This is a genomic window from Brachybacterium sp. SYSU DS0246, assembly GCF_059391765.1.
Genome location: NZ_JBZXYT010000004.1, coordinates 126,442 through 151,858 on the forward strand (window position 1 = coordinate 126,442; position 25,417 = coordinate 151,858).

The window sequence follows — 25,417 nt, forward strand, 5'->3', positions numbered from 1 at the left end:
GACGGGACGCTGCGCACCACCGCAGGCTTCGACGTCGTCGACGAGCTTCCCGTGGCCAGCGTGCGCCTGGTGGGCGTGCTGCCGCATCTGGACCGTCCCTTCGAGTACGCCGTCACCCCCGATACCGCCGCAGCCGGGCCCGGCATGCGGGTACGGGTGCGCTTCTCGGGCAAGGACACCGAAGGCATCGTGCTGGGGCGGCACGCCGAGGCGTCGACCGACCGCCCCCTGGCGCCCCTGCGCCGCCTGGTCTCCGAGGACGTCGTGGTCCCGCCGGCCATGATGCGGGTCTGCGAGGAGGTCGCCCAGCGCTGCGCGGGCACGGTGGGGGATGTGCTGCGCCTGGCCCTCCCGCCGCGCCATGCCCGCGCGGAGAAGGCGGACCGCGCCGCGGAGGACAAGGCGCTCCAGCAGGAGCAGGCCTCCGAGGACGCCCACACCGAGGCCTCCGATCGCGAGGACGCCGACGGGAAGGATGCCGGCTACGGCGCCGCCGGCGATGAGGATGCCGGCCAGGACGCCGGCGACGGCGCGGACACGGGGGCTCCCGCGCCGCGCCCGGGCGATCGCTACCCCGGCCTGGCCGCTCTGATCTCCCGCGCCGGGCAGCCGACCGGCCCGGTGCCACGTGCCACCATCACCCTCGACGCCGCCGATCCCTGGACCGTCGTGGCGGCCGACGCCATCGCCGACCTCGGGCCCGATCAGGGAGCCCTCGTCATCGCCCCGGACCAGCGGGACATCGCCCGGCTCAGCCGGGTCCTGGCGGCCAGGGGCATCGAGCACGAGATCCTGGCGGGCACCGAGGGCCCCGAGAAGCGCTACCGCACGTTCCGCCGGATCCTCCGGGGCGCCACCCGCGTGGTCCTGGGAAACCGCTCCGCCGCCTTCGCACCGGTGGCGAACCTCGCCCTGGCGATCTGCTGGGACGAGGCCGACGACCTGCTCGAGGAGCCCCGCGCCCCGTATCCCCACGTCCGCACCGTCCTGCAGTGCCGGTCCGCCGAGCAGCGCTGCGCCCTGCTCTTCCTGGCGGCCACCGACTCGGTCCCGTTGCAGGCACTCGCGGAGGCGGGCTACCTGGCCCGGCTCGAGCCGCTCCCGGCGCCCGTGACCGCCGTGCGCCCGCACATCGTCGCCATGGACCAGTACCTCCGCGAACGGGAGGGCCCCTCCGGGCGCTCCCGGCTGCCCCAGGAGGCGATGCGCGTGATCCGGCGCGGACTGGAGCGCGGCCCGGTGCTCGTCCAGGTCCCGCGCAGCGGATACGTACCGGCCATCGCCTGCACCTTCTGCGGCACCCGCGCCCACTGCCCGAACTGCGCCGCCCCTCTGTCGGTCACCGGACGCAGCGGCCCGCTGCACTGCCGGGTGTGCGGGCGCCGCGAGGACGGGTATCGCTGCCCCGAATGCGATCGCACCCAGGTGCGTGCCATGGTCATCGGTTCCACCCGCACCGCCGAGGAGCTCCACCGCGGCTTTCCCGACGTCCCGCTGAAAGTCGCCGGCGGCGCCCATGGTGCGCTCGAGGACGAGAACGTCCCTGAGCACGGGATCGTGGTCGCCACCCCGGGCGCCGAGCCCGCACCCCCGGGTCGATTCGCCGCCGCACTGCTCCTGGACGCCGACGCCATGCTCGCCCGCGCCGCCTTCGATGCCGACGTCGAGGCCGTGCGCCGCTGGCGCAACGCCATCGCACTGGTGCGCACCGCGGACGAGGGCGGGCACGTGCTGGTCGTCGGCACCGCCACACTGCCTGCGATCCGTGATCTGGTCGCCCATCGCTCGCGGGTGTTCCTCGACCGCGTCCTCGCCGACCGCCGGGAACTGGACCTGCCTCCGTTCAGCAGGGTCGCCGAGATCGTCGGTGACAAGGACGCCTGCCGCAACTACCTGGAGACCACGGATCTGCCGGATGGCACCGACGTGTTCGGCCCCGTCGACCTCGAGGAGCCGGAGTCGGCAGGCCGTGCCCGGGCCGTGGTGCGTCTGGACCCACGCCGCTCCCGTGAGCTCGCCGATGCGCTGCGAGCGGGCGTGGCCGCGCGCTCGGCCCGCAAGGCCCGCGGGTCGCTGCGGGTGCGCCTGGATCCGCCCGACGTGTTCTGACCCCGAGGCGCGGTCCCGTCGGTGTCGCGACCGTGCCTCGGGGCGGTGCTCGCACCGGCCTGCTCGCCTCCGCCCCCGACGTCCCGTAGTGTGATCGGTCGCACCGAAGAGATCGCGACGAGGCGACGGAGGGCACAGATCATGCGCGAGGGACCGACGACGTCCAGCACTCCCGAGGGGCCCGAGGGACAGGACGCACGTGCCGGAGGGGACCGACGCGTCGAGAGCGGCACTCCCGAGGGACGCGACAGGCCCGAAGGGCGCGACGACCTCGTCGAGACCGAGCACGCCGAAGGAGACGGGAACCGGGACGATCTCTCCGAGGGGGAGCGGGCGCCGGCCGCGCCGGGCCGCACCGTTCTGGTCCGCCGCCTCGGTCTCGCCGTCGGGCTCGTGGCCGCCGTGGTCATCTACCTGATCATGCCGGCCGAGGCACCCCACGCTGCCCGGCTCACGGCCGCCACCGCCGTCCTCATGGCCGTGTGGTGGATGACGGAGGCGCTGCCGATCCCGGCGACGGCCCTGGTGCCGGTGGTGGTCTTCCCCGTCCTCAACACCGACGTCGGCTTCGACGACGTCGGCGGCTCCTACGGGAACAACATCGTCTTCCTGTTCATGGGCGGCTTCATGCTGGCGCTGGCCATGCAGCGCTGGAACCTGCACAGACGTATCGCCCTCGCGATCGTCGCCGCCATCGGCACCAGCCCGTCGCTGCTGATCCTCGGCTTCATGGTCGCGACCGGATTCATCTCCATGTGGGTCTCCAACACGGCCACCGCGGTGATGATGCTGCCCATCGGGGTCTCGGTGCTGCTGCTGGTGAACAAGCTCCGCCTCGAGGACGCCGCGACCAAGGGCGAGGAGCCGGGTGAAGGCGTCGATCCCGACCCGTCGGCCGAGGGCACGGCCAGCAAGGCCGTCCGCTCCAACTTCGGGGCCGCGCTGATGCTCGGCATCGCCTACTCCGCCTCGATCGGTTCGCTGGCCACCATCATCGGCACCCCGCCCAATGCCCTGCTCGCCGCGCACATGAGCCAGGACTTCGACGTCACCATCGGCTTCGGCCGGTGGATGGTCGTGGGAGCTCCGCTGGCGCTGGTGTTCATGGCGATCGCGTGGGTACTGCTGACCAAGGTGATCTTCCGTCCCGAGATCACGGAGATCCCCGGCGGGGCGGAGCTGATCCGGGACGAGCGCCGCAAGCTCGGCAGCATCTCCTCGGGAGAGGTCCGTGTGCTGACCATCTTCGTGCTCGCGGCCCTCAGCTGGGTGTTCGTCCCCCTGATCTGGCGACTGGTGAGCGAGGGGGACCCGCCCATCAGCGACGCGGGCATCGCCATGCTCGTCGCCCTGCTGCTGTTCCTGCTCCCGGCCGGAGCGGCCCGCGGGGTGCGCCTGCTGGACTGGGAGGCGGCGGTGAAGCTCCCGTGGGGCGTGCTGCTGCTGTTCGGCGGCGGTCTCGCCCTCAGCGCCCAGTTCACCAGCTCCGGGCTGACGGACTGGATCGGCGAGGTCACCCAGCAGCTCGGCGGACTGCCCATGGTGCTGATCGTGGTGATCGCCGCCGCCGGCATCCTCTTCCTCACCGAGCTGACCTCGAACACCGCCACCGCCGCGACATTCCTGCCGGTGGCCACCGCGGTCGCCACCGGGATCGGCATCGACCCGATGCTGCTGGCGATCCCGGTGGCGCTGGCCGCCACCTCGGCCTTCATGCTGCCGGTGGCGACCCCGCCGAACGCGATCGCCTACGGCTCGGGATACGTGCAGATCCCGCAGATGGCCAAGGCGGGGGTATGGCTGAACCTGATCGGCATCGTGCTGATCACCGCGGCGACCATGACCCTCGCGGTCTGGGTGTTCGGGCTCGTCTTCTGATCTCGCGCCGGTCTCGCGCCGGACTCCGCAGCGGCCGGCTGCGGGCGCCGCGGCCCGTCGTCCCGGCCCTCCGGCCGCAGGGCTCCGGCGTCATCCGCCCTGCGTGCGCAGCACTCCCAGCGCCAGTGCGGCGGCGAGGATCACGCCGGCTCCCACGACCGCCACGGTGGCGGGCCACCCGAAGGCCTCGTAGACGTGGCCCGTGCTCCATCCCAGCACGCTGGAGCCCGCGTAGTAGGCGAGGTTGTACAGTCCCGTCGCCTGCGAGCGCGCCCCCTCGGCCCGGGCCCCTGCCCAGCCGCTCGCGATCGAGTGCGCCGCGAAGAAGCCGGCTGTCATCACCAGCAGGCCCACCAGCACCAGGAGCAGGGGCCCGGCGATGGTCAGCAGCAGCCCGAGCAGCATCACACCCATCGCCGCGAGCATGACCGGCAGCCGGCCGTACCGGGTCGCCAGACGCCCGGCGGCGGGGGAGGAGACGGTCCCGCCGAGGTAGGCGAGGAAGACCAGCCCCACCACGCCCGCCGACACCCGGTACGGCGCCGCGGTGAGGTGGAAGGCGAGGTAGTTGTAGATCGCGACGAAGCCACCCATGAGCAGGAATGCGCACGCGAACAGGACGAGCTGGCCGGGATCGCGCAGCGTGCGGGTCAGGCGCGCCGCCCGGGGAGCCCACCGCCGGGAACCCGTCCCGGAGTCCGGCGGCACGAATCGCCGTTCCCGCGGGGCCGTGAGCACGAAGGCGGCGGCAGCGGCGGCCGAGAGCAGCGCGACAGCGCTCATCCCGGCCCTCCAGGTCAGCGCATCGGCGATCGGAGTGGCGACCACGCGTCCCAGCAGCCCGCCGACGGTGGTTCCCGCCACGAACCAGCCCGCCGCGATCGCCCGGGCCTGCTCGTCCACCTCCTCGGAGAGGTACGCCATGGCCAGCGCCGGGATACCGCCCAGAGCCGCGCCTTCCAGCAGCCGCAGCACCAGGACCAGCTCGTAGCTGGGTGCCCACGCCGCGACCAGCGCCAGCGTCGTGGCCGCGGACACCGCGAGGACCATCGCCCGCAGCCTCCCGATCCGGTCTCCCGCGAAGGACCAGGGCACCACGGCCAGAGCGAGGCCGCCGGTCGCGGCCGAGACCGTCAGCGCCGCCTGTTCGGGGCCGACGCCGAGATCCGCGGAGATCAGCTGCAGCATTCCCTGCGGGGAGTAGAGCTGGGCGAAGGTGGCGATGCCCGCGCACACCAGAGCCACGAGCATGCGCCGGTACGCGGGGCTGCCGACCGAGTGTCCGGGCCGGTGCTCGTCGAGCATCACACCACGCCCCTCACAGCAGATCCATCAGGCGGCGTCCCTCAGCGGACGACGCGGACCGGGTACGACATATGCCCACTCTAAGCAGGCGCCCGCCGAGGATCCGGGCCGCTCGTCCTGCTGGATGCACCTGTCCGGTCGGCGCATCCAGCGCTGCCGGTCCGGGGAGTCAGCCCCGTAGACTCGGGGCATCATGCGTCTGCTCTTCGCCGGCACCCCCGAGGCCGCCCTTCCCTCCCTGCGCACCCTGCTCGACTCGCACCACGACGTCGCCGGGGTGCTCACCCGAGCCGACGCCCCCGCGGGGCGCGGCCGCAAGCTCACTCCCAGTCCTGTGAAGTCCCTCGCCCTCGAGGCCGGGGTACCGGTGCTGACCCCTGCGACGCTCCGCGACGAGGACACCCAGCAGCAGATCCGCGAACTCGCGCCCGACGCCGCCCCCGTGGTGGCCTACGGGAACCTGGTCCCGCCGGCAGCACTGTCCATCCCTGCCCACGGCTGGCTGAACCTCCACTTCTCCCTGCTCCCGGCCTGGCGCGGCGCCGCCCCGGCCCAGCGTGCCGTTCTGGCCGGGCAGCGCGAGACCGGTATGAGCGTCTTCCGCCTCGAGCAGGGCCTCGATACCGGCGACGTCATCGCCACCGCGCGGACCTCGATCGGCGAGTACGAGACCTCTGGAGAGCTGCTGGCCCGGATGGCCGAGGAGGGAGCCGATCTGCTGCTGTCCGCGCTGGATGCCCTCGAAGCCGGCACCGCGACCCTCACCCCGCAGGACGACTCGCTGGCCACGCATGCCGCGAAGCTGACCACGGCCGAGGCCCGGATCGACTGGACCCGCCCGGCCGACGAGGTCAGTGCCCATATCCGCGGCATGAGCCCGCACCCGGGAGCCTGGACGGTCCTGGCCGGATCCCGCCTGAAGGTTCTCGGTCTGGAAGCACCGCCCGAGCACCCGCCCGTGCCGCCGGGACGGATCGAGACCACCCGCCGCCAGGTGCTCGTGGGCACCGGCACGGACGTCGTCGCCCTGGCGACGGTCGCTCCGGCAGGGAAGCGGCCGATGCGGGCAGCGGACTGGGCCCGCGGCGCGGCCCTCGGCGAGGGCAGCAGCGCCGCCTTCGCACACGATCTGGACGACGACGAGGAGCAGGCATGAACGACCAGCGCCGCAGACGGGGGGACGCCGGTCGCGACGACCGCAGCCGTGATGGTCGTGGCCGAGACGCTCGTGCCCGCGACAGCGGTGGCCGCGATGACCGGGCCCGCCGGGAGGAGGGGCGCGGGACGGCCCCCTCCGGCGGTCGCGACGCGAAGGGGCGGGAGCGCTCGGGTTCCCGCGGCCAGGGCGGCCCCCGCCGTGGCTGGTCCTCCTCACGGCCCTCCGAGCGCGGTCGCCGCGCCACCGGTTCTCGGCAGGTGGCCTACGAAGGGCTGCGCCTGGTCCGCGAGGAGGACTCGTACGCGAACCTCGTCCTTCCGCGCCTGCTGCGCAGCAATCGGCTCTCCGGTCGCGATGCCGCCTTCACCACCGAGCTCTTCTACGGCTCCCTGCGCGCCCAGGGTCGCCTGGACGCGATCCTCGCCGCCTGCATCGACCGCCCGCTGGACGACGTCGACCCGGCACTGCTGGACGTGCTGCGCCTGGGCGCCTATCAGCTGCTGGACATGACCGTCGCCCCGCATGCCGCCACCTCCGAGACCGTGGCACTGGCCCGCTCGGAGGTGGGCGCCGGCGCCGCGAGCTTCGTCAACGCGATCCTGCGCCGGGTGGGGGAGAAGCCCCTGGAGGAGTGGATCGCCGAGGTCGCTCCAGCTCGCGAGCGTGACCTGACCGGTCATCTCGCCATGGTCCACTCCCACCCCCGTTGGGTGGTGCGGGCGCTCACCGACGCCCTCGCGGGCAACGGTCGCGACCGGTCCGAGATCGATGAGCTGCTGGCCGCCCAGAACGCCGCTCCGGCAGTGTCCCTGGTCATGCGCCCCGGCCTCATCGATCTCGAAGAGCTCATCGACCACGGCGCGAGCGCCGGCGAGCTCAGCATCTTCGCCGCCTCCTGGCCGTCGGGGGACCCCGGCGGCATCGACCCGGTCAAGCAGGGCCGGGTCGCCGTCCAGGACGAGGGCAGCCAGCTCGCAGCGCTCGCCCTCGCCCTCGGTGCGGACGATCTCGTCCGTGCGGACGACGCCCACTGGCTGGACCTGTGCGCGGGCCCCGGAGGGAAGACGGCCCTGCTGGGCGGGCTGACCATCGACCACGATGCCGACCTGCTCGCGGTCGAGGTCCAGCCCCACCGCACCGAACTCGTCGACCGCTCCATCGCGCCCCTGCAGGAGGCCGGCTGCGAGATCACCACCCGCACCGCCGACGGCACCGAGATCGGTGCGGAACTGCCCGGGCACTTCTCCCGGGTCCTGGTCGACGTGCCGTGCTCGGGTCTGGGCGCCCTGCGCCGCCGCCCCGAGTCCCGCTGGCGCCGCACGCCCGGGGACATCGGCCACCTCGGCGTGCTCCAGCGCGACCTGCTGACCTCCGCGCTGGACGCCACCGCGCCCGGAGGCGTCGTCGCCTACGTGACGTGCTCCCCGCACCTCGCCGAGACCCGACTCGTGGTCACCGACGTCCTCTCCCGACGTGAGGACGTCGAGCAGCTCGATGCCCGAGACGCCGTGCGCGCCGCGATCCAACCGGCCAAGGCCCACGAGGTGGACCTCGGGGAGGGGCCCGCCGTGCAGCTCTGGCCCCACGTGCACGGCACCGACGCCATGTACATCTCCCTGCTGCGCAAGCACCCGATCCCCCTCGCGGAAGGAACCTCGCCCTCATGAACTCCCCGTACTCGACCGATGGCCAGTACATCCACCCCAGCATCCTCAACGCGGACCTGATGAGCATCGGCACCGAGCTGGACAAGATCGCCAGCGCCGACAGCGTCCACGTGGACGTGATGGACAACCACTTCGTGCCCAACCTGACCTTCGGCCCCAGCGTCGTCGAGCAGATCGTGGGACGCAGCGACATCCCCGTGGACGCTCACCTGATGATCGAGGACGCCGACCGCCAGGCCCCCGCCTTCGCCGAGGCCGGCGCGGACTCGGTCACCTTCCATCTCGAGGCCGCCAAGGCGCCGATCAAGCTGGCCCGCGAACTGCGCCGCAAGAACACCGCCGTCGGCGTGGCGCTGCGCCCGGCCACCGCGGTGGAACCGCTGCTGGACGTCATCGGCGAGTTCGACATGCTGCTGATCATGACCGTCGAACCCGGATTCGGCGGGCAGAGCTTCCTGGAGACGATGCTGCCCAAGATCCGCCGCGCCCGCGGCGCGATCAGCGAGGCCAACCTCGAGGTGTCCATCCAGGTCGACGGCGGGGTCAGCCGCGAGACCATCGAACGCTGCGCCGAGGCCGGAGCGAACGTGTTCGTCGCCGGCTCCGCCATCTACAAGGCCCAGGACGCCGCCGAGGAGATCACGGCCCTGCGGGAGCTGGCGCGAGGCCACGGGGGTCACTGAGCCTCGCACGCCGCTCACCGGGGCTCATGAAGTCCGGGACATAGGAGCCCCGAGCGATCGGGGGCTCAGCCCCCGAATCGTCGGGGTCGACCGGTGCCCGCTGCCCCGGCGGGAGGGCGTTCGCCACACTCGGCCACGGGCCCGCCGGGTCACGACGCGAGGCGGCTAGCATTGTCCCGTCACGACCAGTGACGTGCTCCGGGGTCGGTGAAAGTCCGAGCCGGCGGTGACAGTCCGCGACCCGCTTCGGCGGTGGAGCCGGTGGAATTCCGGCACCGACAGTACAGCCTGGATGAGAGGCGCACGTCCTGCATGTCGCCGGCGCGCCCTGGCGCCTCCCGGCGGCCTGCCGGAACCCCTTTTCCCCCGGAGCCACTGCATCGGCGGAGAAAGGACCGGCATGGATCTTCTGCAGTGGCTCTTCGACGCGCGACTCGAGTTCGCGGGCGGGCAGTTCATCCTCTGGCGCGAGGTGCTCGGCAACCTCTTCGGCCTGCTCAGCGCGCTCGGTGGCATGCGCCGCAAGGTCTGGGCCTGGCCCATCGGCATCGCCGGCAACGCGCTTCTGCTGACGGTGTTCCTGGGCTCCCTGTTCGGCAGCGCCGGGACCGTGGATCTGCTCGGCCAGGCTGGCCGCCAGGTGATGTTCATCGCCACCAGCATCTACGGCTGGGTCCGCTGGCAGCAGGCTCGGCACGAGGGCGGCACCGCCGTCGAGCCCGAGTGGGCCTCCTGGCGGACCCGCATCCTCCTGCTCGTCGCCATGGTCGGCGGCACCGCCGGGCTCACCCCGATCTTTCGGGCCCTGGGCTCCTACGAGCCCGTCTGGGCCGACGCGTGGATCTTCGTGGGCAGCCTCCTGGCCACCTTCGGGATGGCCAAGGGCTGGGTCGAGTTCTGGCTGATCTGGGTGGCCGTCGACATCGTCGGCGTCCCCCTGCTGGTCAGTGCGGGCTACTACGCCAGCGCCCTGATGTACCTCTTCTACGGCGTGTTCACGCTGACGGGGTTCTTCGTCTGGTGGCGGGTGCGCAACCGGCGAGAGCACGACGAACGGGTCACCGTCGAGACAGCCCACCTGGATCCGACGGTCCGCCAGGAATGAGCGCGCTGCGCGCGAGTCCCCGTACCGTGGACCCCGGGTCGTGCGACGAACGACGCGGCCGCTCAGCGACGAACAGGAGTACCCATTGAACCTCTTCCGCAATCCGTTCGTGGTCGTCCTTCTGTTCATCGCACTGGTGGGACTGGTCATCGCTGCGACCCTGACGGGTCTGCTCGTGTGGTGGCTGACGCATGGCCGCAGTCGAGCCCCGGAGAAGGACGCGGCCACGGAGCATCCGCCCCCCGGATCCCACCGCGAGCACCCGGTGAGATCGCCTGTCCATGAGTCGTCGACATCCGGTCGACGGCCGGGCACGCAGCCTCCCCGTCATGACGCGTAAGCTACGCCCCGTGAAGGATTTCGAGGCGTTGTTCGCCGAGCTCACCGAGAAGGCCCGCACCCGACCCGAGGGGTCGGGCACCGTCCGCGAACTGGACTCGGGGGTCCATGGGATCGGCAAGAAGATCGTCGAGGAAGCGGCCGAGGTATGGATGGCCTGCGAGCATGAGACCCATGACGACGCGGCCACCGAGATCAGCCAGCTGATCTACCACTTGCAGGTGATGATGGTCGCCAAGGGCATCACCCTCGAGGACGTCTACGGCCGGCTCTGATCCGAGATCCGACGGCGAGACCGTCGGGCCCCGCGGTCGCCGGGTCCCACGCGCCTCGCCCGCACGTCAGCATCGCCCCTCTCCACCCCTGACCACCATCCGTCCCCGTTCCGTGCGCCGCCCCGAGGCGGCGAAGGAGTATCCGTGCTGCGCATCGCTGTTCCCAACAAGGGCGCTCTGTCAGAGCCCGCCGCTGATCTGCTGCAGGAGGCCGGCTACCGCCGCCGCGGCATGGCCAAGGAGCTCGTCGTCCTCGACGAGGACAACGACGTCGAGCTGTTCCATCTGCGCCCCCGGGACATCGCGGTCTACGTCGGCTCCGGCACCGTGGACGTCGGCATCACCGGCCAGGACATGCTGCTGGATTCCCGCACTCCCGCGCAGGAGATCCTGCCGCTCGGCTTCGCCGGCTCCACGTTCCGCTTCGCGGCCCCGATCGGGACGCGCGAGGACGTGGCGAGCCTCGAGGGCGCCCGGATCGCCACCAGCTACGAGAACCTCGTCGGCGACTACCTGGCCGAACGGGGCATCAACGCCGAGGTGGTCCACCTCGACGGAGCCGTCGAGTCCTCGATCCGCCTGGGCGTGGCCGATGTGATCGCCGACGTCGTCGAGACCGGCACGACGCTGCGTCAGGCAGGGCTCGAACCCTTCGGAGAACCGATCATGACCAGCCAGGCGGTCCTGTTCTCCCGGCCCGGGATGGAGCTGGAGGAGACCGCGGCCCACTCCCTCGAGGTCCTCGAGCGCCGCATCCGCGGGGTGCTGGTGGCCCGTGAGCACGTGATGCTGGACTACGACATCCCCACCGCCCTGATGGAGAAGGCCGTACAGATCACCCCCGGCTTCCAGTCGCCGACGGTCTCCCCGCTGCACGGGGGAGAGTGGCACGCCGTGCGGGCGATGGTCGAGCGCAAGGCCGCCCACCGGATGATGGACGACCTCTACGACGTCGGCGCCCGGGCGATCCTGGTCACGGCGATCCAGGCCTGCCGTATCTGAGAACCATGGATCCGAGGGAGCCGGAGCATCCCATCGGCCGGGAGCCGGCGACCGTCGTGATCCGGCCGCGGATGGTGCGTATCGCCGGGTACATCACGGGAGTGGTCGTGCTCGGCGGGACAGTGGCAGGTGCGGTCGTCATCCCCGGTCTCCTGCTCGGTGGCCGCCTCGGCCTGGTGGCCGTGGGCGTGCTGATCCTCCTCTTCTGCCACCTCGAGGCGTCGGTGCGGCTGATCGCCGGGCCGGACTCCCTCGAGGTGCGCAACGTCTTCCGGGCACACACGCTGGACTGGGCCGAGATCCTCGCCATCAGGTTCCCGGTGGGGGATCCGTGGGCGCACCTCGATCTGGCCGACGGCACGACTCTGGCGCTGAACGCGATCCAGCGCTACGACGGTGAGCGCGGCATCGCGGCAGCCCGGCGGCTGCGCGACCTGGTGCGCGAACGTGGAGAGGCCCCCGACGTCGGCTGAGTGCGCCACGTCTGCGGAACCGGTCCGGCAGACCCCGGTTCGGAAGACCCCGGTTCGGACGGCCCCGGTGGGAGCGGCTCGGATTCCGGTGCCGTCCGCACAGCGTCCCGGCATCCGCTCCCTCGGGCTAGGGGATCAGCGAGGCGGCGCAGCGCCCTGCCATCGCCGCATAGCGGAAGGCCTCGGGGTCCTCGGCGAGCGAGCGGCCCATCGTCGACAGCCGCACCGGGACGTCCTCGAGAGCGTCCCGCAGACCTCGTGCATCGACCTCGGCGAGCTGGTGCTCGATGCCTCTGGCGCGAGCAGGCTCCATGATCGACGTTTTCACCTGTTCACGAACCGACGCATGAAAACCGTTGTACTTGTGATAGTTGCGCTCGAGCAGCGGCAGATGCACCGGGGTCAGCGTCGCCCGGCCGTACACGGTGGAGGAGTGGTGGGAGAGTCCCCGATGACGACGACGGGGGTCGGCTCCGGAAACCCGCAGCGTGGCGACGGGGGTGCCGCCCAGCACGGCGGTCGCATGCAGCGCCTCGGCGGACTGGATCCCGGAGAAGCCCCACCCGGTGCCGGTACCGAGATTCCCGGGACCCTGGACCGCGATCACCACGTCGGCCGCGACCACGTGCCGCGCTCCGAGCAGCGCCGAATGCACCGTGACGGCCTCGAGGTCGCCCCCGAAGGACTGGCCCGTACTGATCACCGCCGCGAGCAGCCCGGCCTCGCGGAGCCTTGCCGCGGCGCGCGAGTACGCCGCCGGCAGGGCGGCCCCGTCGGTGTGGACGTACGCGATGCGCGCCGAGTGCCGCTGGGCACGGATGCCGGCGAGGATCGCGGGCAGGGACGAGTGCAGGTCCGCCACCACCACGGGCATGCCCTCGATGTCCTGCGCCGCCCGGATCGTCTCGTAGTGCTCGCTGTCCGGATCGTCGATCGCATCGACCATGGTCTGCATCGGTGTGTACCGGGCCTTGATCATGTGCCCGGCCGGTTCCGCCGATGTCGGCAGCACATCGAGACGCGCCACCACCAGGGCATCTCCGCCGGTCCCGAGCTCACGACGGAGCGCATTGGTGTTCAGCAGTACGCGTTCTCCCCGCGCCGGAGTCCCGGTCAGCTCCGGATAGGCGATCGCCTCGACCGTCTCACCGCCAGCGGGCTCACCGTCCTCGCCGTCGAGCTCGACGTGCAGCCGTTCGACCCCGTGCCAGGACGTTCGGACCCCGGTCACCGTTCCTCGTTCCCAACGCAGCATGGGCCCAGCTTAGGGCCGCGCGCGCCAGGGGACGGTTAGTCTGTGCAGGTGGCTGCCAAGAGTGTGGAAAGAATGCTCAACGTGATCATGACGATCGGCTCCCGCCGTCGCATCGATCGCGCGAAGCTGTTCGCCGTCATCCCCGATTACGCCCAGGCCCCGTCGGAGCAGGCCGCCGAGCGCATGTTCGAGCGCGACAAGGCGGCGATCCTCGACCTCGGTCTGCCGCTGGTGACCGACCGTGACCTGTTCGACGAGAACACCGTCTACTACCGGATCGACGCCGCGGAGTCCGGAGCCGTCCTCGACCTCACCACCGAGGAGTACACGGTGCTGCTGGCCGCGAGCCGTGCCTGGGACGATGCCGCCGCCGGCGGAGCCGCGCGCCGGGTCCGCTCCAAGCTGCTCAGCCTCGGACACGACGCGGACCCCGATCTGCTGCGCCGCACCCCGCGCGGCGCCGTGGAGTCGCTCCCGGTGCTCACACCGCTGTTGGAGGCCGTGACCTCGGCCCGCTCGGTGCGATTCGTCTATCGCGGCACCCACGGTGCCCCGGCAGAGCGCACCGTCGAGCCATGGGTGGTGGGTGTCCACGATGGCCACTGGTACGTCCACGGCTGGGATCTCGACCGCGCCGCCCCGCGGGTGTTCCGTGCCTCCCGCATCGAGTCCTTCCCGGCGCAGGGCGCCCCGGCCACGCAGCCCCGACCCGAGCAGACGGACCTCTCCAGCGTGCTCGAGAAGATGCACGACAGCGACGATCAGTCCGTCGCCGTGCTGGACGCGGCCCCGTACAAGGCCCTCGACCTCCGTGACCGTGCCGGAGCGGCCCTGGACGAGGAGCGCGTCGAGCTGCCCTCCCTGCCCCGCCCGGCGGCGCGCAGGCTGGTCCTCGGCGATGTGCGCTGGGTCGAACTGGTCGAGCCCAGCGCCTGGCGCCGCGAACTGGGCGAAGTCCTCTCGGCCATCGCCGAGACGCATTCGGGTGAGCCCGATACGGCGGCCGTCGACGCCGCGACCGTGCGGCCCGCTCCGCGCATCCGGACCACTCCGACCGGGAACGATCTGCTCTCCCGGCTGATCTCTGAGGCGTCCTATGTGATGTCCCGCGGGGAGGCCGACCTCGGTGAGCTCGCCGATGCCCTCGGGATCACGGAGAAGCAGCTGGTCACCGATCTGCAGGTGCTGTTCGTCTGCGGCGACATGGGCACCGGCTGGGAGGACCTCATCGAGGCGGAGTGGGAGCACGGCACCGTCCGCGTCCGCAACGCGGAGCCGCTGCGCCGCGCTCTGCGCCTCAGCGCCGTCGAGGTCACGGCACTGCTGGCAGGCCTCGCCGCCCTCGAACCGTCGGCCGGGCAGGCGGAGAGCATCGTCGCCGGTGCCCGCCGGAAGCTGCTGGCCGGCCTCGGCGAGGTGCCCGACGCCGGGGCTATCGGCGCCGACGGGACCGCGCGCGGCTCCGAGGCGCCGCCGACCCGCGCCGAACTGGCCGATGCGGCCGCCTCCGATGAGATGGCCTCGCGCACCGCCGACCGGGCGGAGACGGTGCTCGCCGCCGTCCACCGCGCCCTGCGCGCGGACGAGGACTCCGAGGAGAGCCGCCTGACCATCCGCTATTCCTCGGCCGACCGCGCGGGGACGAGCGTGCGAAGGGTCCGTCCGCTGCGGATCGAGACCGACGGCGCCCGCTCCTATCTGCTCGCCGAGTGCGAGCTCGCCGGCGGGGAGCGCCGATTCCGTCTGGACCGCATCGTGGAGGTCCTGCCGGACGGGACCCCGCCGCAGCGTGCCGAACCGAGCACTGGCCCTGCGCTCGAGGGGCGCGTGGACGGGGAGGTCTGGGTGTGCCTGGACCCACCGGGACGCTGGGTGGCCGAGTCGTTCGATGCCGCCGAGCTGCGCGACGGACAGGACGACGTCACCTTCGCCCGCCTGGACCGCCCGGTCCGGGCCGCGCTGGTCGACGCCGTCCTCGAATCCGCCGGCGCGGTGGAGGTCCTCTCGCCACGTGATCTGAGAGACACGATCGTGACCGTGGCGCAGGCCGCAGCCGACCGCCACCACGAGCCGCAGCCGCTAGTCTGAGATGACCCGCCGCGCGGTGGGCCGGGCCGCCCCGGAGCGGCTCGTCGAGTGCCCAGTCCGCTGTGGGATGATGGGTGCGCCCGTGCGACATCGCGGCGCAGTTGAAAGGGAATTCCATGAACCTATTTCGCAATCCCTGGGCGATCATCCTGCTGGTCGTGCTGGTGATCCTTCTGTTCGGTGCCAACAAGCTACCCGGACTGGCACGCAACATGGGCAAGTCCATGCGCATCTTCAAGAGCGAGGTGGAGGAGCTGCGCGGGGACGAGCGCGGCAAGGCCGAGGATGAGGACGAGGACGAGGTCGTCGACCGCCGCACCGCCTCCTCCCGGGCCGATCGCGAGCGCGAGGAGCGCCGTCCGCGCGAGGACCGCGAGTACGATCCGCGCGACGAGGCCGAGCGCGCCGATCGCGAGCCCGTCCGCGCACGTGAGGACGACGACTCCTACCGTCGCGACTGAGCACCTCGTCGCTGAACGACGTTGACGGGTCCGGGCGAGTGATCGCCCGGACCCAGAATGCTGGGAGGAAGCAGACCCGTGGCGAGTGATACGCAGGGACGTGGGCGGACGGCGGCGCGGCGGTCCAAGGATCCCGAAGGACGGATGTCCCTGGGGGAGCATCTGGTCGAACTGCGCAATCGCCTCGTGATCAGCGCTGTCGCCGTCCTGATCCTCTCGATCGTCGGCTGGTTCGTCTTCCCCTGGGTCTTCGAAGCGCTGAAACGGCCCTTCGTGCTCGCCGCCGCCCAGGGCATGCAGGCTGAGCTGAACTTCCAGGGCGTGGGCACGGGACTGAACGTCCGTCTGCAGATGTCCGCCTACACGGGCCTGCTGCTGTCCTCCCCGATCATCATGCTCCAGGCCTGGCTGTTCGTCATGCCGGGCCTGCACAAGAACGAGCGGCGCTATGCCATGGGATTCTTCGGGGCCGCGGTCCCGCTGTTCTTCCTGGGCTGCGTCGCCGGCTATTGGGCCGTCAACCAGCTGGTTCCCGTCCTGCTCAGCTTCACGCCCGACTCAGAAGAAGTCCAGCAGCTGATCAAGTACGACGAGTACCTGGCCATGCTCGTCAAGACCATGCTCGCCTTCGGCATCGCCTTCGTGATGCCGGTGGTGCTGGTGCTGCTGAACTTCCTCGGCATCCTCCGCGGACGCACCATGCTCAAGGCCTGGCGCTGGGTGATCTTCCTCAGCTTCGGCTTCACGGCGGTCATGGTGCCGACACCGGAGCCGTTCACACTGATCGCGATGTCGCTCGCGATCGCGAGCCTGTTCTTCGGGGCGGTGGCCATCGCGATCCTGCACGACCGCCGCCAGGACAAGCGCAGCGGCGACGAGGATCTCGCCGACGACGAAGCCAGCCGCCTCGATGATGAGGTGGAGCCGATCGACGGCCCCTCGGACCTCGATGATGCGGACGGACGGTGAGCAGACTCCGGGTGGGGCTGCTCTCGAACCCGACTGCGGCCCGCGGCGCGGCACATCGGGTGGGACGGCAGGTCGGCCACCTGCTGCGCCTGGCCGGTATCTCGGTCGTCGACCTCTCCGGTCCCTCGGCCCATGTGGCCCGCGCTCGCGCTGAGGAAGTCCGGGACACTCTCACGGCGCTCGTGGTCGTCGGAGGTGATGGCACCGTCTCCCTGGGTGCGGAGATCGTCGCCGGCAGCCCGGTACGGCTCGGCATCGTCCCCGCCGGGAGCGGGAACGACTTCGCCCGCGCGCTGGGGCTGCCTGCCAATGATCCCGAGGAGTCCACGCGAGCGCTGCTGCACGCCCTGTCCCGGCCGGTGGTCGCGATCGACGCGATCGAGATCGTCGCCGCCGGGGAGCACGCGCTGCCGCATCGCTCGCTGGCTCTGGGCAACGTCAACCTCGGTTTCGACGCCCTGGTCAACGCGCGGGCCAACGGTTCCAAGCGCGGGCACACCGTGCGGTACACCACGGCCGTGATGCGCGAGTTCTCCGCGTTCAAGCCGTTCCCGTACTGGCTCGAGGTCGATGGAGGCGAGCGCACGACTCTGGACGCCACCGTCCTCACGCTCTGCAACACGGGCGTCTACGGTGGGGGGATGCAGATGGTGCCCGAGGCCCGCGTCGACGACGGGTCCCTGGAGCTGCTCACCATCGAGGGACTCGGCCGCGCCGATCTCCTGCGCTTCTTCCCCCGCGTCTTCCGGGGCACCCACACGTCGCTCGACGGGGTGGGGATCCGCCCGGTCCGCGACGTGACGATCGGGCTCCGCCATGGGCGCGCGCTGCGCGCTTATGCCGACGGTGAGCCCCGCTCCCTGCTGCCCATCACGGCCCGGGTGCTGCCCGGTGCCGTGCGACTGCTCGCCGACCTCTCGGCCTCGCGCGCCGGGGAGGCGAGCACCGGCGAAGGAATCTCGTGACCTCACCGAATCAGCCCCACAGCCCGAGTTCACCGGCTCCGCAGGACGGGGCACCGGCTCCGGCCGGCGCGCCCACGCCGTCGCAGCAGCCCTCGCCATCGGAGCAGTACGCGCGGTGGGCGGCCGAGAAGAGGCTCGCCGCCTCCGAACTCGGTGCTTTCACCCGCCGGTACCCCTTCGACCTCGACGACTTCCAGCTCGAGGGCTGCCGGGTCCTGGAGGATGGCAGCTCCGTGCTGGTGGCCGCTCCGACCGGCGCCGGCAAGACCGTCGTCGGCGAGTTCGCCGTGCACCTCGCGATCGCCCGCGGGCGCAAGGTGTTCTACACCGCTCCGATCAAGGCGCTGTCGAACCAGAAGTTCGGCGAGCTGGTCGACTGGCTCGGCCACGACCGGGTAGGACTGCTCACGGGCGACACCTCGATCCGGCCCGACGCCGATGTCGTGGTGATGACCACCGAGGTGCTGCGCAACATGCTGTACGCGGACTCCTCGCTCCTGGAGGATCTGGGCTTCGTGGTGATGGACGAGGTCCACTACCTCGCCGACCGCCTGCGCGGGCCGGTGTGGGAAGAGGTGATCATCCACCTCGATCCCTCGGTGCAGCTGGTCGCCCTCTCAGCCACGGTCTCCAACGCCGAGGAGTTCGGCGCCTGGCTGCAGGAGGTCCGCGGCACCACCGAGATCGTCGTCTCCGAGACCCGGCCCGTCCCGCTGTGGCAGCACGTGGTGATCGGTGACGAACTGCTGGACCTCTTCGTCGACACCGAGGGCAGGCCGGTCGTCTCCCACGGCCCCGGTGCTCGCGGGCAGCGCCAGGTGAACCCGGAGATCGAGCGCGTTACCTCGTTCTCGCTGCCGGTGGACGAACGCTCCGGAGGCGGCCGCGGCCGATCACCGAGCGGACGCAAGGGCACGCGCGGGAGGCATCGTCCCCGGGGGTCCGGTCAGCACCGGCCCCCGCACAAGCGCGGCGGCCGCGGCGATCGCGGCGGCCCCCGAGGCGGCGGACGCGAAGGCAACCGCGGCGGACGCGACAGCGCAGGTGGCGCTGATCGCGGGTACGGCGGCATCCCGCGTCCGCTGCGACGCCCCGAGATCATCAGCCTGCTCGACGACGCCGCACTGCTGCCGGCGATCCTGTTCATCTTCTCCCGCGCGGGCTGCGAGGGCGCGGTCCAGCAGTGCGCGAGGGCCCGGCTGCGGCTGACCGACGACGAGGAGCGCCGCGAGATCCGTGCCGTCCTCGATGAGCGGCTCGAGGGGATCGGCGTCGAGGACGAGGAGGTCCTGGGGATCGCTGCGTTCCGGCGCGCCGTCCTGGATGGCTACGCCGCCCATCATGCCGGGATCCTGCCCCTGCTGAAGACCGTGGTCGAGGAGCTGTTCGCGCGCGGCCTGGTCAAGGTCGTCTTCGCCACCGAGACCCTGGCGCTGGGCATCAACATGCCCGCCCGCTCCGTCGTGCTCGAGAAGCTGGTGAAGTTCAACGGCGTCGAGCACGCCGATCTGACACCGGGGGAGTACACGCAGCTGACCGGCCGTGCCGGCCGTCGCGGTATCGACACCGAGGGCCACGCCATCGTGGTCGCCGGGCCCGGGTTCGACGCGGATGCCGTCGGCTCCCTGGCCTCGCGGCGCACCTACCCGTTGCACTCCGCGTTCCGCCCCACGCCGAACATGGCGGTCAACCTGCTGGACCGGTTCGATCTCTCCCGGGCCCGCGAGAGCCTCGAGATGAGCTTCGCCCAGTTCCAGGCCGACCGTTCCGTGGTCGGGCTCGCCCGTCGCGCCCGCGAGCTCGAGGACACCGCCGAGTCGTATCGGGAGGCCATCACCTGCGATCACGGAGATCTGCTCGAGTACGCAAGCATCCAGGAGCGCATCGCCGAGCGGGAGAAGTCCCTCTCCCGCGCCCGGTCCGCGGCGCAGCAGGACCGTACCCGCTCGGTGCTCGGCGGTCTGCGCCGAGGCGAGATCATCGCGCTGCCCGGCGGCAAGCGCCGCGGCTACGGCGTGGTCCTGAACGTGGACCGCTCCGTGCTCGGGGGGCCGCAGATCGATCTGCTGGACACCGAGGGCCGCCGCCGCAGCCTGCGCCCGGGAGACGTGAAGTCCCCGCCGGCGGTCATCGACAGCTTGCGTCTGCCCCGTCCCGAGGCGCTCGGCAGCGGCAAGGTCCGCAAGGACACCGCCGCGGCTCTGCGTCAGCGTCTGGCCGGGCACGATGATGACGCCCGCCGGGAAGTGCGCCGGCGGGCCGAGCGCCCGCCGTCCACCGCCGCGACCGATGAGACCCTGCTCCGGCTGCGGGAGGAGCTGGCCGCGCACCCCTGCGGCGACTGCCCGGATCTCGCCTCGCACCTGCGCTGGGTGGGTCGCTGGCGGAAGGCCCGCACCGACCTCGAGGGCGTCCAGCGGCGCATCCAGGGCCGCACCAGCTCCCTGGCCCGCCAGTTCGATCGCCTGGCCGATCTGCTGGTCGAGCTGGGCTACCTGGCACGGACGAGCGAGGGCGCGGACGGGACGGAGGACCGCGACGATCCAGCAGACCCCGGGGCCGCGGACAGTCCCCCGGACCGCGGGGACGCGCACCAGTCCGGTGAGTTCGGGCAGACGCGGGAGGAGACGCTGCGGCCGACGACCAGTGGGCTGCGGCTGCGGCGGCTGTTCAGCGACCGTGACCTCCTGATCGCGGAATGCCTGGAGCACGGGGCCTGGACCGGGCTGGACCCCGCCGGTCTGGCCGCAGTGGTCTCCGCCGCGGTGCATGAGGCCCGCCGGGACGACCGGGCCCCGGAGGTCATCGACGATCCCGCGGTCGACGCCGCGCTGGCGGCCTCCGCCCGGATCGCGGCCGAGCTCCAGAGCGCGGAGGCGCGCCACGGCATCGATCCCACCCCGCCGCCGGATCCGGCGGTCGCGGCGATCGTGCACCGATGGGCCCGCGGGGCGCATCTCGCGGCCGCCCTGGACGGCAGCGATCTGCCTCCCGGGGACTTCGTGCGCCATTGCCGGCAGGTCATCGATCTGCTCGACCAGCTCACTGCCGACGAGCGCCTCGGAGCGGTCGCGCGTGCCGCCATCCAGGGAGTGCGACGCGGGCTGGTCGCCCAGGAGATCGATCGATGAGCGTTCTCCCAGGTGCGCACGAGACCCTGGAGTACGTGACCGAGAACGACCGCACCGCGACCGACCGTGCCGCTCCCGTGCTCTACACCGGGATCGTCCTCTACAGCGCCCAGGATCCCGAGGCCGCCGCGATGCTGGTGGCGGACGGACTGATCGCGTGGACGGGCCCGGAGGACACGGCGCGCCGGATCCACGACGGCGCCGATGTGGTGGACGCGACGGGCTGTCTGGTCACCCCGGGGTTCGTCGACGCCGCGGCGACCTCGGACGGCACGGCGCCGGATCCCGCCGGGGACGCCGAGGCCGCTGCACGAGGGATCGTGCTGCGCCTGCCCGGGCCCACGGGGGAGCGGGACGGGGTGCGCGTCATCGCCCCGGTCGCCGAGAGCGCCGACTACCTCGACCTGCTGGCCGCGGGCGTCCCACTGGCCTTCGGCTCCGCGGGACGCAGCGATGCCGCCGACCCCTGGGACTGGGTCCGAGCCGCCGCCCGCCACAGCCCGGCCGCCCAGCGCATCAGTGACCGCGCCGCCTTCCTCGCCGCCACCCGCGGCGGGCAGCGCGTCGCCGGCCGCCGGCATCCCGGATCCCTGCAGACCGGGATCGAGGCCACGTTCGTCCTCTGGGAGCCGTGGGACCTCACGGTGCAGTCGCGCGCCGAGCGCGTCGAGACCTGGTCCACGGACCCGCGCTCGCGCACCCCGCTGCTGCCGGACCTGGACCAGGGAACGCCCCGCGCCCTGCGCACGGTGGTCGGTGGCACCGTGGTCCACGACCGCCTCGAGCAGGTCCTGGGATGACGGCGACCACCCGAGCCCCCGCCGCAGCAGCGTCCCGGGGGCGCGCTCGCGACGACTTCGACCCCACGCCGTGGCCGGCGGCTCTGGTGTGCGGCGTCGCCGGTGGCGGCTGCGCCCTGCTGGCGTTCCCTCCCTACGGGATGTGGATGCTGCTGCCGGTGGCGATCGCGCTGCTGTCCGCGGGCCTGCTGGTGCGTTCGATCTGGGTGGCGACGCTGGTCTCGTTCGCCTGGGGCCTGGCCTTCTTCATCCCGTTGACCGTCTGGGCGGACACCTACGCGGGCACCATGCCGTGGATCGCACTGGGCATCTTCGAGGCGCTCTACATCGTCGTCTTCGGTCTGCTCGCCCGCACGGTGATGCTCCGCCGCGGCCTGACCGTCGCCTCCGCGATCGTGGTCGCCGCGCTGTGGACGGGCGTGGAGGGCCTGCGCAGCCACGTGCCGTGGGGAGGACTTCCGTGGGGGTCCAGCGCCTTCGCGCTGCAGGACTCGCCGCTGCTGAACCTGGGGCCCTGGATCGGGGTGCCCGGGCTCGCCTTCACCGTCGCCCTGCTGGGACAGATGGTGCTGCACGGTGCGCTGTCACTGACGGGACGTCGGCACCGGGGGCTGGTCGGATTCTCCGGCGTGTGGCCGCTCGCGGTCGCCGTCGCCGCGATCCTCTCGACCGTGGTGGTCCCGTTCCCCGTCAACCGTGCCCCTGCGGACCGCCCGACGATGGCGATCGGCGGCATCCAGGGGTCGATGGACCGGATCGACCCGGCCACGCTGGCGATGCCGGAGGACGTCTTCGACAACCACCTCTCGGTCACGCAGGACACCATCGACCAGGCGGAGGCCTCCGGGAACGAGCTCGATCTCCTCGTGTGGCCCGAGGACTCCACCGGCTACGACCCGCGGCAGGATCCGTCGCTGGCCCAGCAGCTCACCGAGGCCTCGGCGGCCGCGGACGCCCCCATCCTCATCGGCACCCAGACGGCCGTCGGCGAGACCGAGCGCCTGAACCAGTCGGTGCTCTACACGCCCGACGGCTCCTCGCCCTACGTGTACTCCAAGCGCCATCCGGTCCCCTTCGGGGAGTACATCCCGTACCGCGACTTCTTCCGGACCTTCAGCGACAAGGTCGACCTGGTCTCCCGCGACATGATCCCGGGGGAGGAGGTCGGCACGATGGACCTGGCGGCCCTCGGTCAGGGGCAGGACACCGCCGGCGTCCTGATCTGCTTCGAGATCGCCTACGACGGCCTGGTCCGGGACGTCGTCCGGGACGGCGCCGAGGTCATCGTGGTCCAGTCCAACAACGCCCTGTTCGGCGATTCCCACGAAGCGATACAGCAGCTCGCCGAGGCGAAGGTCATGGCTGTCGTCTCCGGCCGCAGCGTCGTCCACGTCTCGACCGTCGGCCACTCGGCGATCTACACGCCGGAGGGCCGCCGGCTCGACTTCGTCGACCACTGGGACCAGGGCTCCGTGGTCGCTGATGTCCCGCTGCGCACGGGCATCACCCCCGCCGTGGCGGCGGGCCCGTGGATAGCCATCGGGATCTCCGCCCTCGGCGCGGCCGGGTTCCTCGCCGCGCTCACGAGCCGTCGGCGGGCGCTGGCGCCGGCGCGTGGACGCGGCGGGAGCCGGCGCGGGAGGGACGGATGAGCCCGCGCGGGTCGGATCCGGGCCCGCGGCCATCGACCGCACCGCTGCCGCCCACCCTGGTCGTGATCCCCACCTACGACGAGCGCACGGCGCTGCCCGGCACGCTGGCGCGGCTGCGGGAGGCGGTGCCCGCGGCCCATGTGCTGGTGGTCGATGATTCGTCCCCGGACGGCACGGGCGAATGGGCCGACGCCGTCGCTCGCGAGGACGACCATGTCCACGTGCTCCACCGAGCGGGCAAGGAGGGACTCGGCCCCGCCTATCTCGCAGGCTTCCGGTGGGGGCTGGAGCGCGGCTATCAGCAGCTGGTGGAGATGGACGCCGACGCCTCCCACCGGCCCGAACAGCTTCCGTCGCTGCTGGAGGCCGTGCGCCGGGGTGCGGATCTCGCCATCGGGTCCCGCTGGGTACCGGGGGGCCGCGTCCATGACTGGCCGCTGTCCCGGCTCCTGCTCTCGCGGGGAGCGAACCGCTACGTCCGGGTGCTGATGGGACTGGGCGTGCACGACGCGACCGCCGGTTTCCGGGTCTTCCGCGCAGTGCTGCTCGAGCGGATCGTGGCGGGGCGCATTGCCTCGCAGGGGTACTGCTTCCAGGTGGACATGACCCGGCGTGCCCGGGACGAGCGGGCGGTGATCTGCGAGGTGCCCATCGATTTCGACGAGCGGACGGAGGGCGTGAGCAAGATGTCGCCGCGCATCGTCCGGGAGGCTCTGGTGCTGGTCACGCTCTGGGGGCTGTCACGGCGCACCCAGCAGCTATTCGGACGCCTGCGCTAGCCTGGATCCCTCCGGCGGACACCGGATGGGACGAAGGAAGGGAAACCGCGTGAGCACTCCATCGAGTACGTCGCCGCGGAAGACCTCGCGGTCGTGGCTGGGTACGCTGCTGCCGATCGCGATCGTGGTACTGGGCCTTGCCGAGCTCGCCATCCTCGTCCTGATCGGGGTCAGCTCGAGCCTGTGGTGGTCGGTGCTGATCATCGCCGTGGGATGGGTCATCGCCGTCGCCCTGCTGGTGGCCGCCGGCCAGCAGTCGGCCGTGCGGCTGCGGTCCCTGGTGCGCGCTGTGCGCGGCCGGGGAGACGTCCAGGACCACCTCTCGCGTCCTGCCTTCACGATGCTCGCGGCCCTGTTCTTCTTCTTCCCCGGCATCCTCACCGATCTGCTGGGAATCGTGCTGCTGTTCACGCCGGTCCAGCGCCGATCGGTCAAGGCGATGGGTCTGGGCAGCGGCTCCGACGGAGCTCGCAGAGTCCTCTACCGGCGCACCGGCAACGGCGTGATCGACGGGGAGATCATCCTCGAGGCCGAGAAGACGGAGCGCTCCTCACGGAACACCGCGCACGGCGCGGGCGCGGACGATCCGGCCACCCGCCGTGACAGTCCGCCGCCCACGATCACCCAGGACTGAATTCGGCGGTTCGCGCGCCCATGCGGCGGCGGCGAGCCCTGCACCCTGGCGGGTCGAGCCGGCCACCCAGCACACTGCCACCTCGGGTCTGCCAGCACATCGCCGCCTCGGGTCGGCCAGCGCACTGTCGGCTCGGGTCGCGGCCAGCACACTGTCGGCTCGGGCCCGCCACCCCGGTAGCCGTCCGACGCATCACGAACCGCATGCCTGCGCCCCCGCCCCGCCGATCGGCGGGACGGGGGCGCAGGGGCGTATCGGACGGGCCTGGGACCCTCAGAGGTTGCGGCGCTGGTGGAGCTTGCCGGCACGCAGCAGCTCCAGGCGCTGGTCCAGGAGGACCTGGAGCTCTTCCTCGCTGCGACGCTCCAGGAGCATGTCCCAGTGGGTGCGCACGGGCTTGCCGGGCTTCGCCTCGGGCTTGTCGTGGTCACGGAGCACGGCCGAAGCGCCGCAACGGCACTCCCACGCGCCGGGCACATCGGCCTCGACCGAGAACGGGAGCACGATCGTGTGGCCGTTGGGGCAGTCGTAGATCGCCTCCTGGCGCGGTGCGGCGAGGACGCCCTCGTCGGTCTCCATGGAGAGGGAGCCCAGTCGGGTGCCTCGCAGGCTGCGGCTGTTCATGCGGTTCTCGCTTCCTGCCGGGGGATGGTGGTTCGGGCGGAGTGCCGCCCGGGAGGTCTGAAGG

The 25,417-nt window shown here is 71.9% G+C and carries 21 protein-coding genes and 1 riboswitch; of the genes, 18 read left to right on the forward strand and 3 right to left on the reverse strand.

The genetic code is table 11. The features are described from left to right. The first annotated feature begins 9 nt into the window (after positions 1–9). On the forward strand, positions 10–2,109 hold the full coding sequence (locus AC5020_RS03355; RefSeq protein ID WP_494564389.1) for a primosomal protein N' family DNA-binding protein: 2,100 nt from the start codon (positions 10–12) through the stop codon (positions 2,107–2,109). A 141-nt stretch (positions 2,110–2,250) separates the two neighbouring features. Next, entirely contained in the window at positions 2,251–3,987 is a 1,737-nt protein-coding gene (locus AC5020_RS03360; protein WP_464987215.1) for an SLC13 family permease, read from the forward strand. Between the two features lie 90 nt (positions 3,988–4,077). Here the strand turns inward: AC5020_RS03360 and AC5020_RS03365 are convergent, their stop codons facing one another. Then, complete coding sequence (locus AC5020_RS03365; protein ID WP_464987216.1) at positions 4,078–5,292, reverse strand: MFS transporter; 1,215 nt, start codon at positions 5,290–5,292, stop codon at positions 4,078–4,080. A gap of 193 nt (positions 5,293–5,485) precedes the next feature. On the opposite strand from AC5020_RS03365, the gene fmt reads away from it, so the two are divergent. From fmt to AC5020_RS03400, 7 genes are all read left to right on the forward strand, one after another. Beyond that, positions 5,486–6,448 (forward strand): methionyl-tRNA formyltransferase, encoded by a 963-nt coding sequence (fmt, locus tag AC5020_RS03370; RefSeq protein WP_464987217.1) that lies wholly within the window; start codon positions 5,486–5,488, stop codon positions 6,446–6,448. Beyond that, entirely contained in the window at positions 6,445–8,118 is a 1,674-nt protein-coding gene (locus AC5020_RS03375; protein ID WP_464987218.1) for an RsmB/NOP family class I SAM-dependent RNA methyltransferase, read from the forward strand. Before fmt ends, AC5020_RS03375 begins: the two co-directional genes overlap by 4 nt. Continuing rightward, complete coding sequence (gene rpe / locus AC5020_RS03380; RefSeq protein WP_377016993.1) at positions 8,115–8,801, forward strand: ribulose-phosphate 3-epimerase; 687 nt, start codon at positions 8,115–8,117, stop codon at positions 8,799–8,801. The genes AC5020_RS03375 and rpe overlap by 4 nt, the downstream gene beginning before the upstream one ends. Before the next feature lie 190 nt (positions 8,802–8,991). Next, a riboswitch (FMN riboswitch) is annotated at positions 8,992–9,109 on the forward strand. Positions 9,110–9,201: 92 nt separating this feature from the next. Then, positions 9,202–9,906, forward strand: coding sequence for a nicotinamide riboside transporter PnuC (gene pnuC, locus AC5020_RS03385; protein WP_377016995.1), 705 nt, complete (start codon positions 9,202–9,204; stop codon positions 9,904–9,906). A 350-nt stretch (positions 9,907–10,256) separates the two neighbouring features. Then, positions 10,257–10,520, forward strand: a complete 264-nt coding sequence (locus tag AC5020_RS03390; RefSeq protein ID WP_377017272.1) for a phosphoribosyl-ATP diphosphatase — start codon at positions 10,257–10,259, stop codon at positions 10,518–10,520. A 144-nt stretch (positions 10,521–10,664) separates the two neighbouring features. Then, the gene (gene hisG / locus AC5020_RS03395; RefSeq protein WP_377793935.1) at positions 10,665–11,522 is read left to right on the forward strand and encodes an ATP phosphoribosyltransferase; all 858 of its coding nucleotides are present in this window, start codon (positions 10,665–10,667) and stop codon (positions 11,520–11,522) included. Positions 11,523–11,527: 5 nt separating this feature from the next. Continuing rightward, the gene (locus AC5020_RS03400; protein WP_464987220.1) at positions 11,528–11,995 is read left to right on the forward strand and encodes a PH domain-containing protein; all 468 of its coding nucleotides are present in this window, start codon (positions 11,528–11,530) and stop codon (positions 11,993–11,995) included. Between the two features lie 127 nt (positions 11,996–12,122). On the opposite strand, the gene AC5020_RS03405 is transcribed toward AC5020_RS03400, so the two are convergent. Continuing rightward, complete coding sequence (locus AC5020_RS03405; protein ID WP_494564388.1) at positions 12,123–13,250, reverse strand: DUF3866 family protein; 1,128 nt, start codon at positions 13,248–13,250, stop codon at positions 12,123–12,125. A gap of 48 nt (positions 13,251–13,298) precedes the next feature. Here AC5020_RS03405 and AC5020_RS03410 point away from each other — a divergent pair, with 48 nt between their 5' ends. From AC5020_RS03410 to AC5020_RS03450, 9 genes are all read left to right on the forward strand, one after another. Then, on the forward strand, positions 13,299–15,338 hold the full coding sequence (locus AC5020_RS03410) for a WYL domain-containing transcriptional regulator (protein WP_464987222.1): 2,040 nt from the start codon (positions 13,299–13,301) through the stop codon (positions 15,336–15,338). A 116-nt stretch (positions 15,339–15,454) separates the two neighbouring features. Continuing rightward, positions 15,455–15,799 carry a Sec-independent protein translocase subunit TatA gene (tatA, locus tag AC5020_RS03415; protein WP_377017006.1) on the forward strand — a complete coding sequence of 115 codons (345 nt, stop codon included), beginning with the start codon at positions 15,455–15,457 and terminating at the stop codon, positions 15,797–15,799. Positions 15,800–15,943: 144 nt separating this feature from the next. Further along, positions 15,944–16,768, forward strand: coding sequence for a twin-arginine translocase subunit TatC (gene tatC, locus AC5020_RS03420; protein ID WP_377017008.1), 825 nt, complete (start codon positions 15,944–15,946; stop codon positions 16,766–16,768). Further along, a complete protein-coding gene (locus tag AC5020_RS03425) occupies positions 16,765–17,733 on the forward strand; it encodes a diacylglycerol/lipid kinase family protein (RefSeq protein ID WP_464987223.1) in 969 nt (322 codons plus the stop codon). Before tatC ends, AC5020_RS03425 begins: the two co-directional genes overlap by 4 nt. Next, positions 17,730–20,864 carry a DEAD/DEAH box helicase gene (locus AC5020_RS03430; protein WP_464987224.1) on the forward strand — a complete coding sequence of 1,045 codons (3,135 nt, stop codon included), beginning with the start codon at positions 17,730–17,732 and terminating at the stop codon, positions 20,862–20,864. Before AC5020_RS03425 ends, AC5020_RS03430 begins: the two co-directional genes overlap by 4 nt. Beyond that, positions 20,861–21,664, forward strand: a complete 804-nt coding sequence (locus AC5020_RS03435; RefSeq protein ID WP_464987225.1) for a hypothetical protein — start codon at positions 20,861–20,863, stop codon at positions 21,662–21,664. Before AC5020_RS03430 ends, AC5020_RS03435 begins: the two co-directional genes overlap by 4 nt. Then, positions 21,661–23,316, forward strand: coding sequence for an apolipoprotein N-acyltransferase (lnt, locus tag AC5020_RS03440; RefSeq protein ID WP_464987226.1), 1,656 nt, complete (start codon positions 21,661–21,663; stop codon positions 23,314–23,316). Before AC5020_RS03435 ends, lnt begins: the two co-directional genes overlap by 4 nt. Further along, positions 23,313–24,095: a polyprenol monophosphomannose synthase gene (locus AC5020_RS03445; protein WP_464987227.1), complete on the forward strand. Its 783-nt coding sequence runs from the start codon at positions 23,313–23,315 to the stop codon at positions 24,093–24,095. Before lnt ends, AC5020_RS03445 begins: the two co-directional genes overlap by 4 nt. Before the next feature lie 49 nt (positions 24,096–24,144). Further along, on the forward strand, positions 24,145–24,729 hold the full coding sequence (locus AC5020_RS03450) for an FxsA family protein (RefSeq protein ID WP_464987228.1): 585 nt from the start codon (positions 24,145–24,147) through the stop codon (positions 24,727–24,729). 273 nt (positions 24,730–25,002) lie between these two features. Here the strand turns inward: AC5020_RS03450 and AC5020_RS03455 are convergent, their stop codons facing one another. Beyond that, positions 25,003–25,353, reverse strand: coding sequence for an RNA polymerase-binding protein RbpA (locus AC5020_RS03455; RefSeq protein WP_377017022.1), 351 nt, complete (start codon positions 25,351–25,353; stop codon positions 25,003–25,005). Positions 25,354–25,417: the final 64 nt, after the last annotated feature.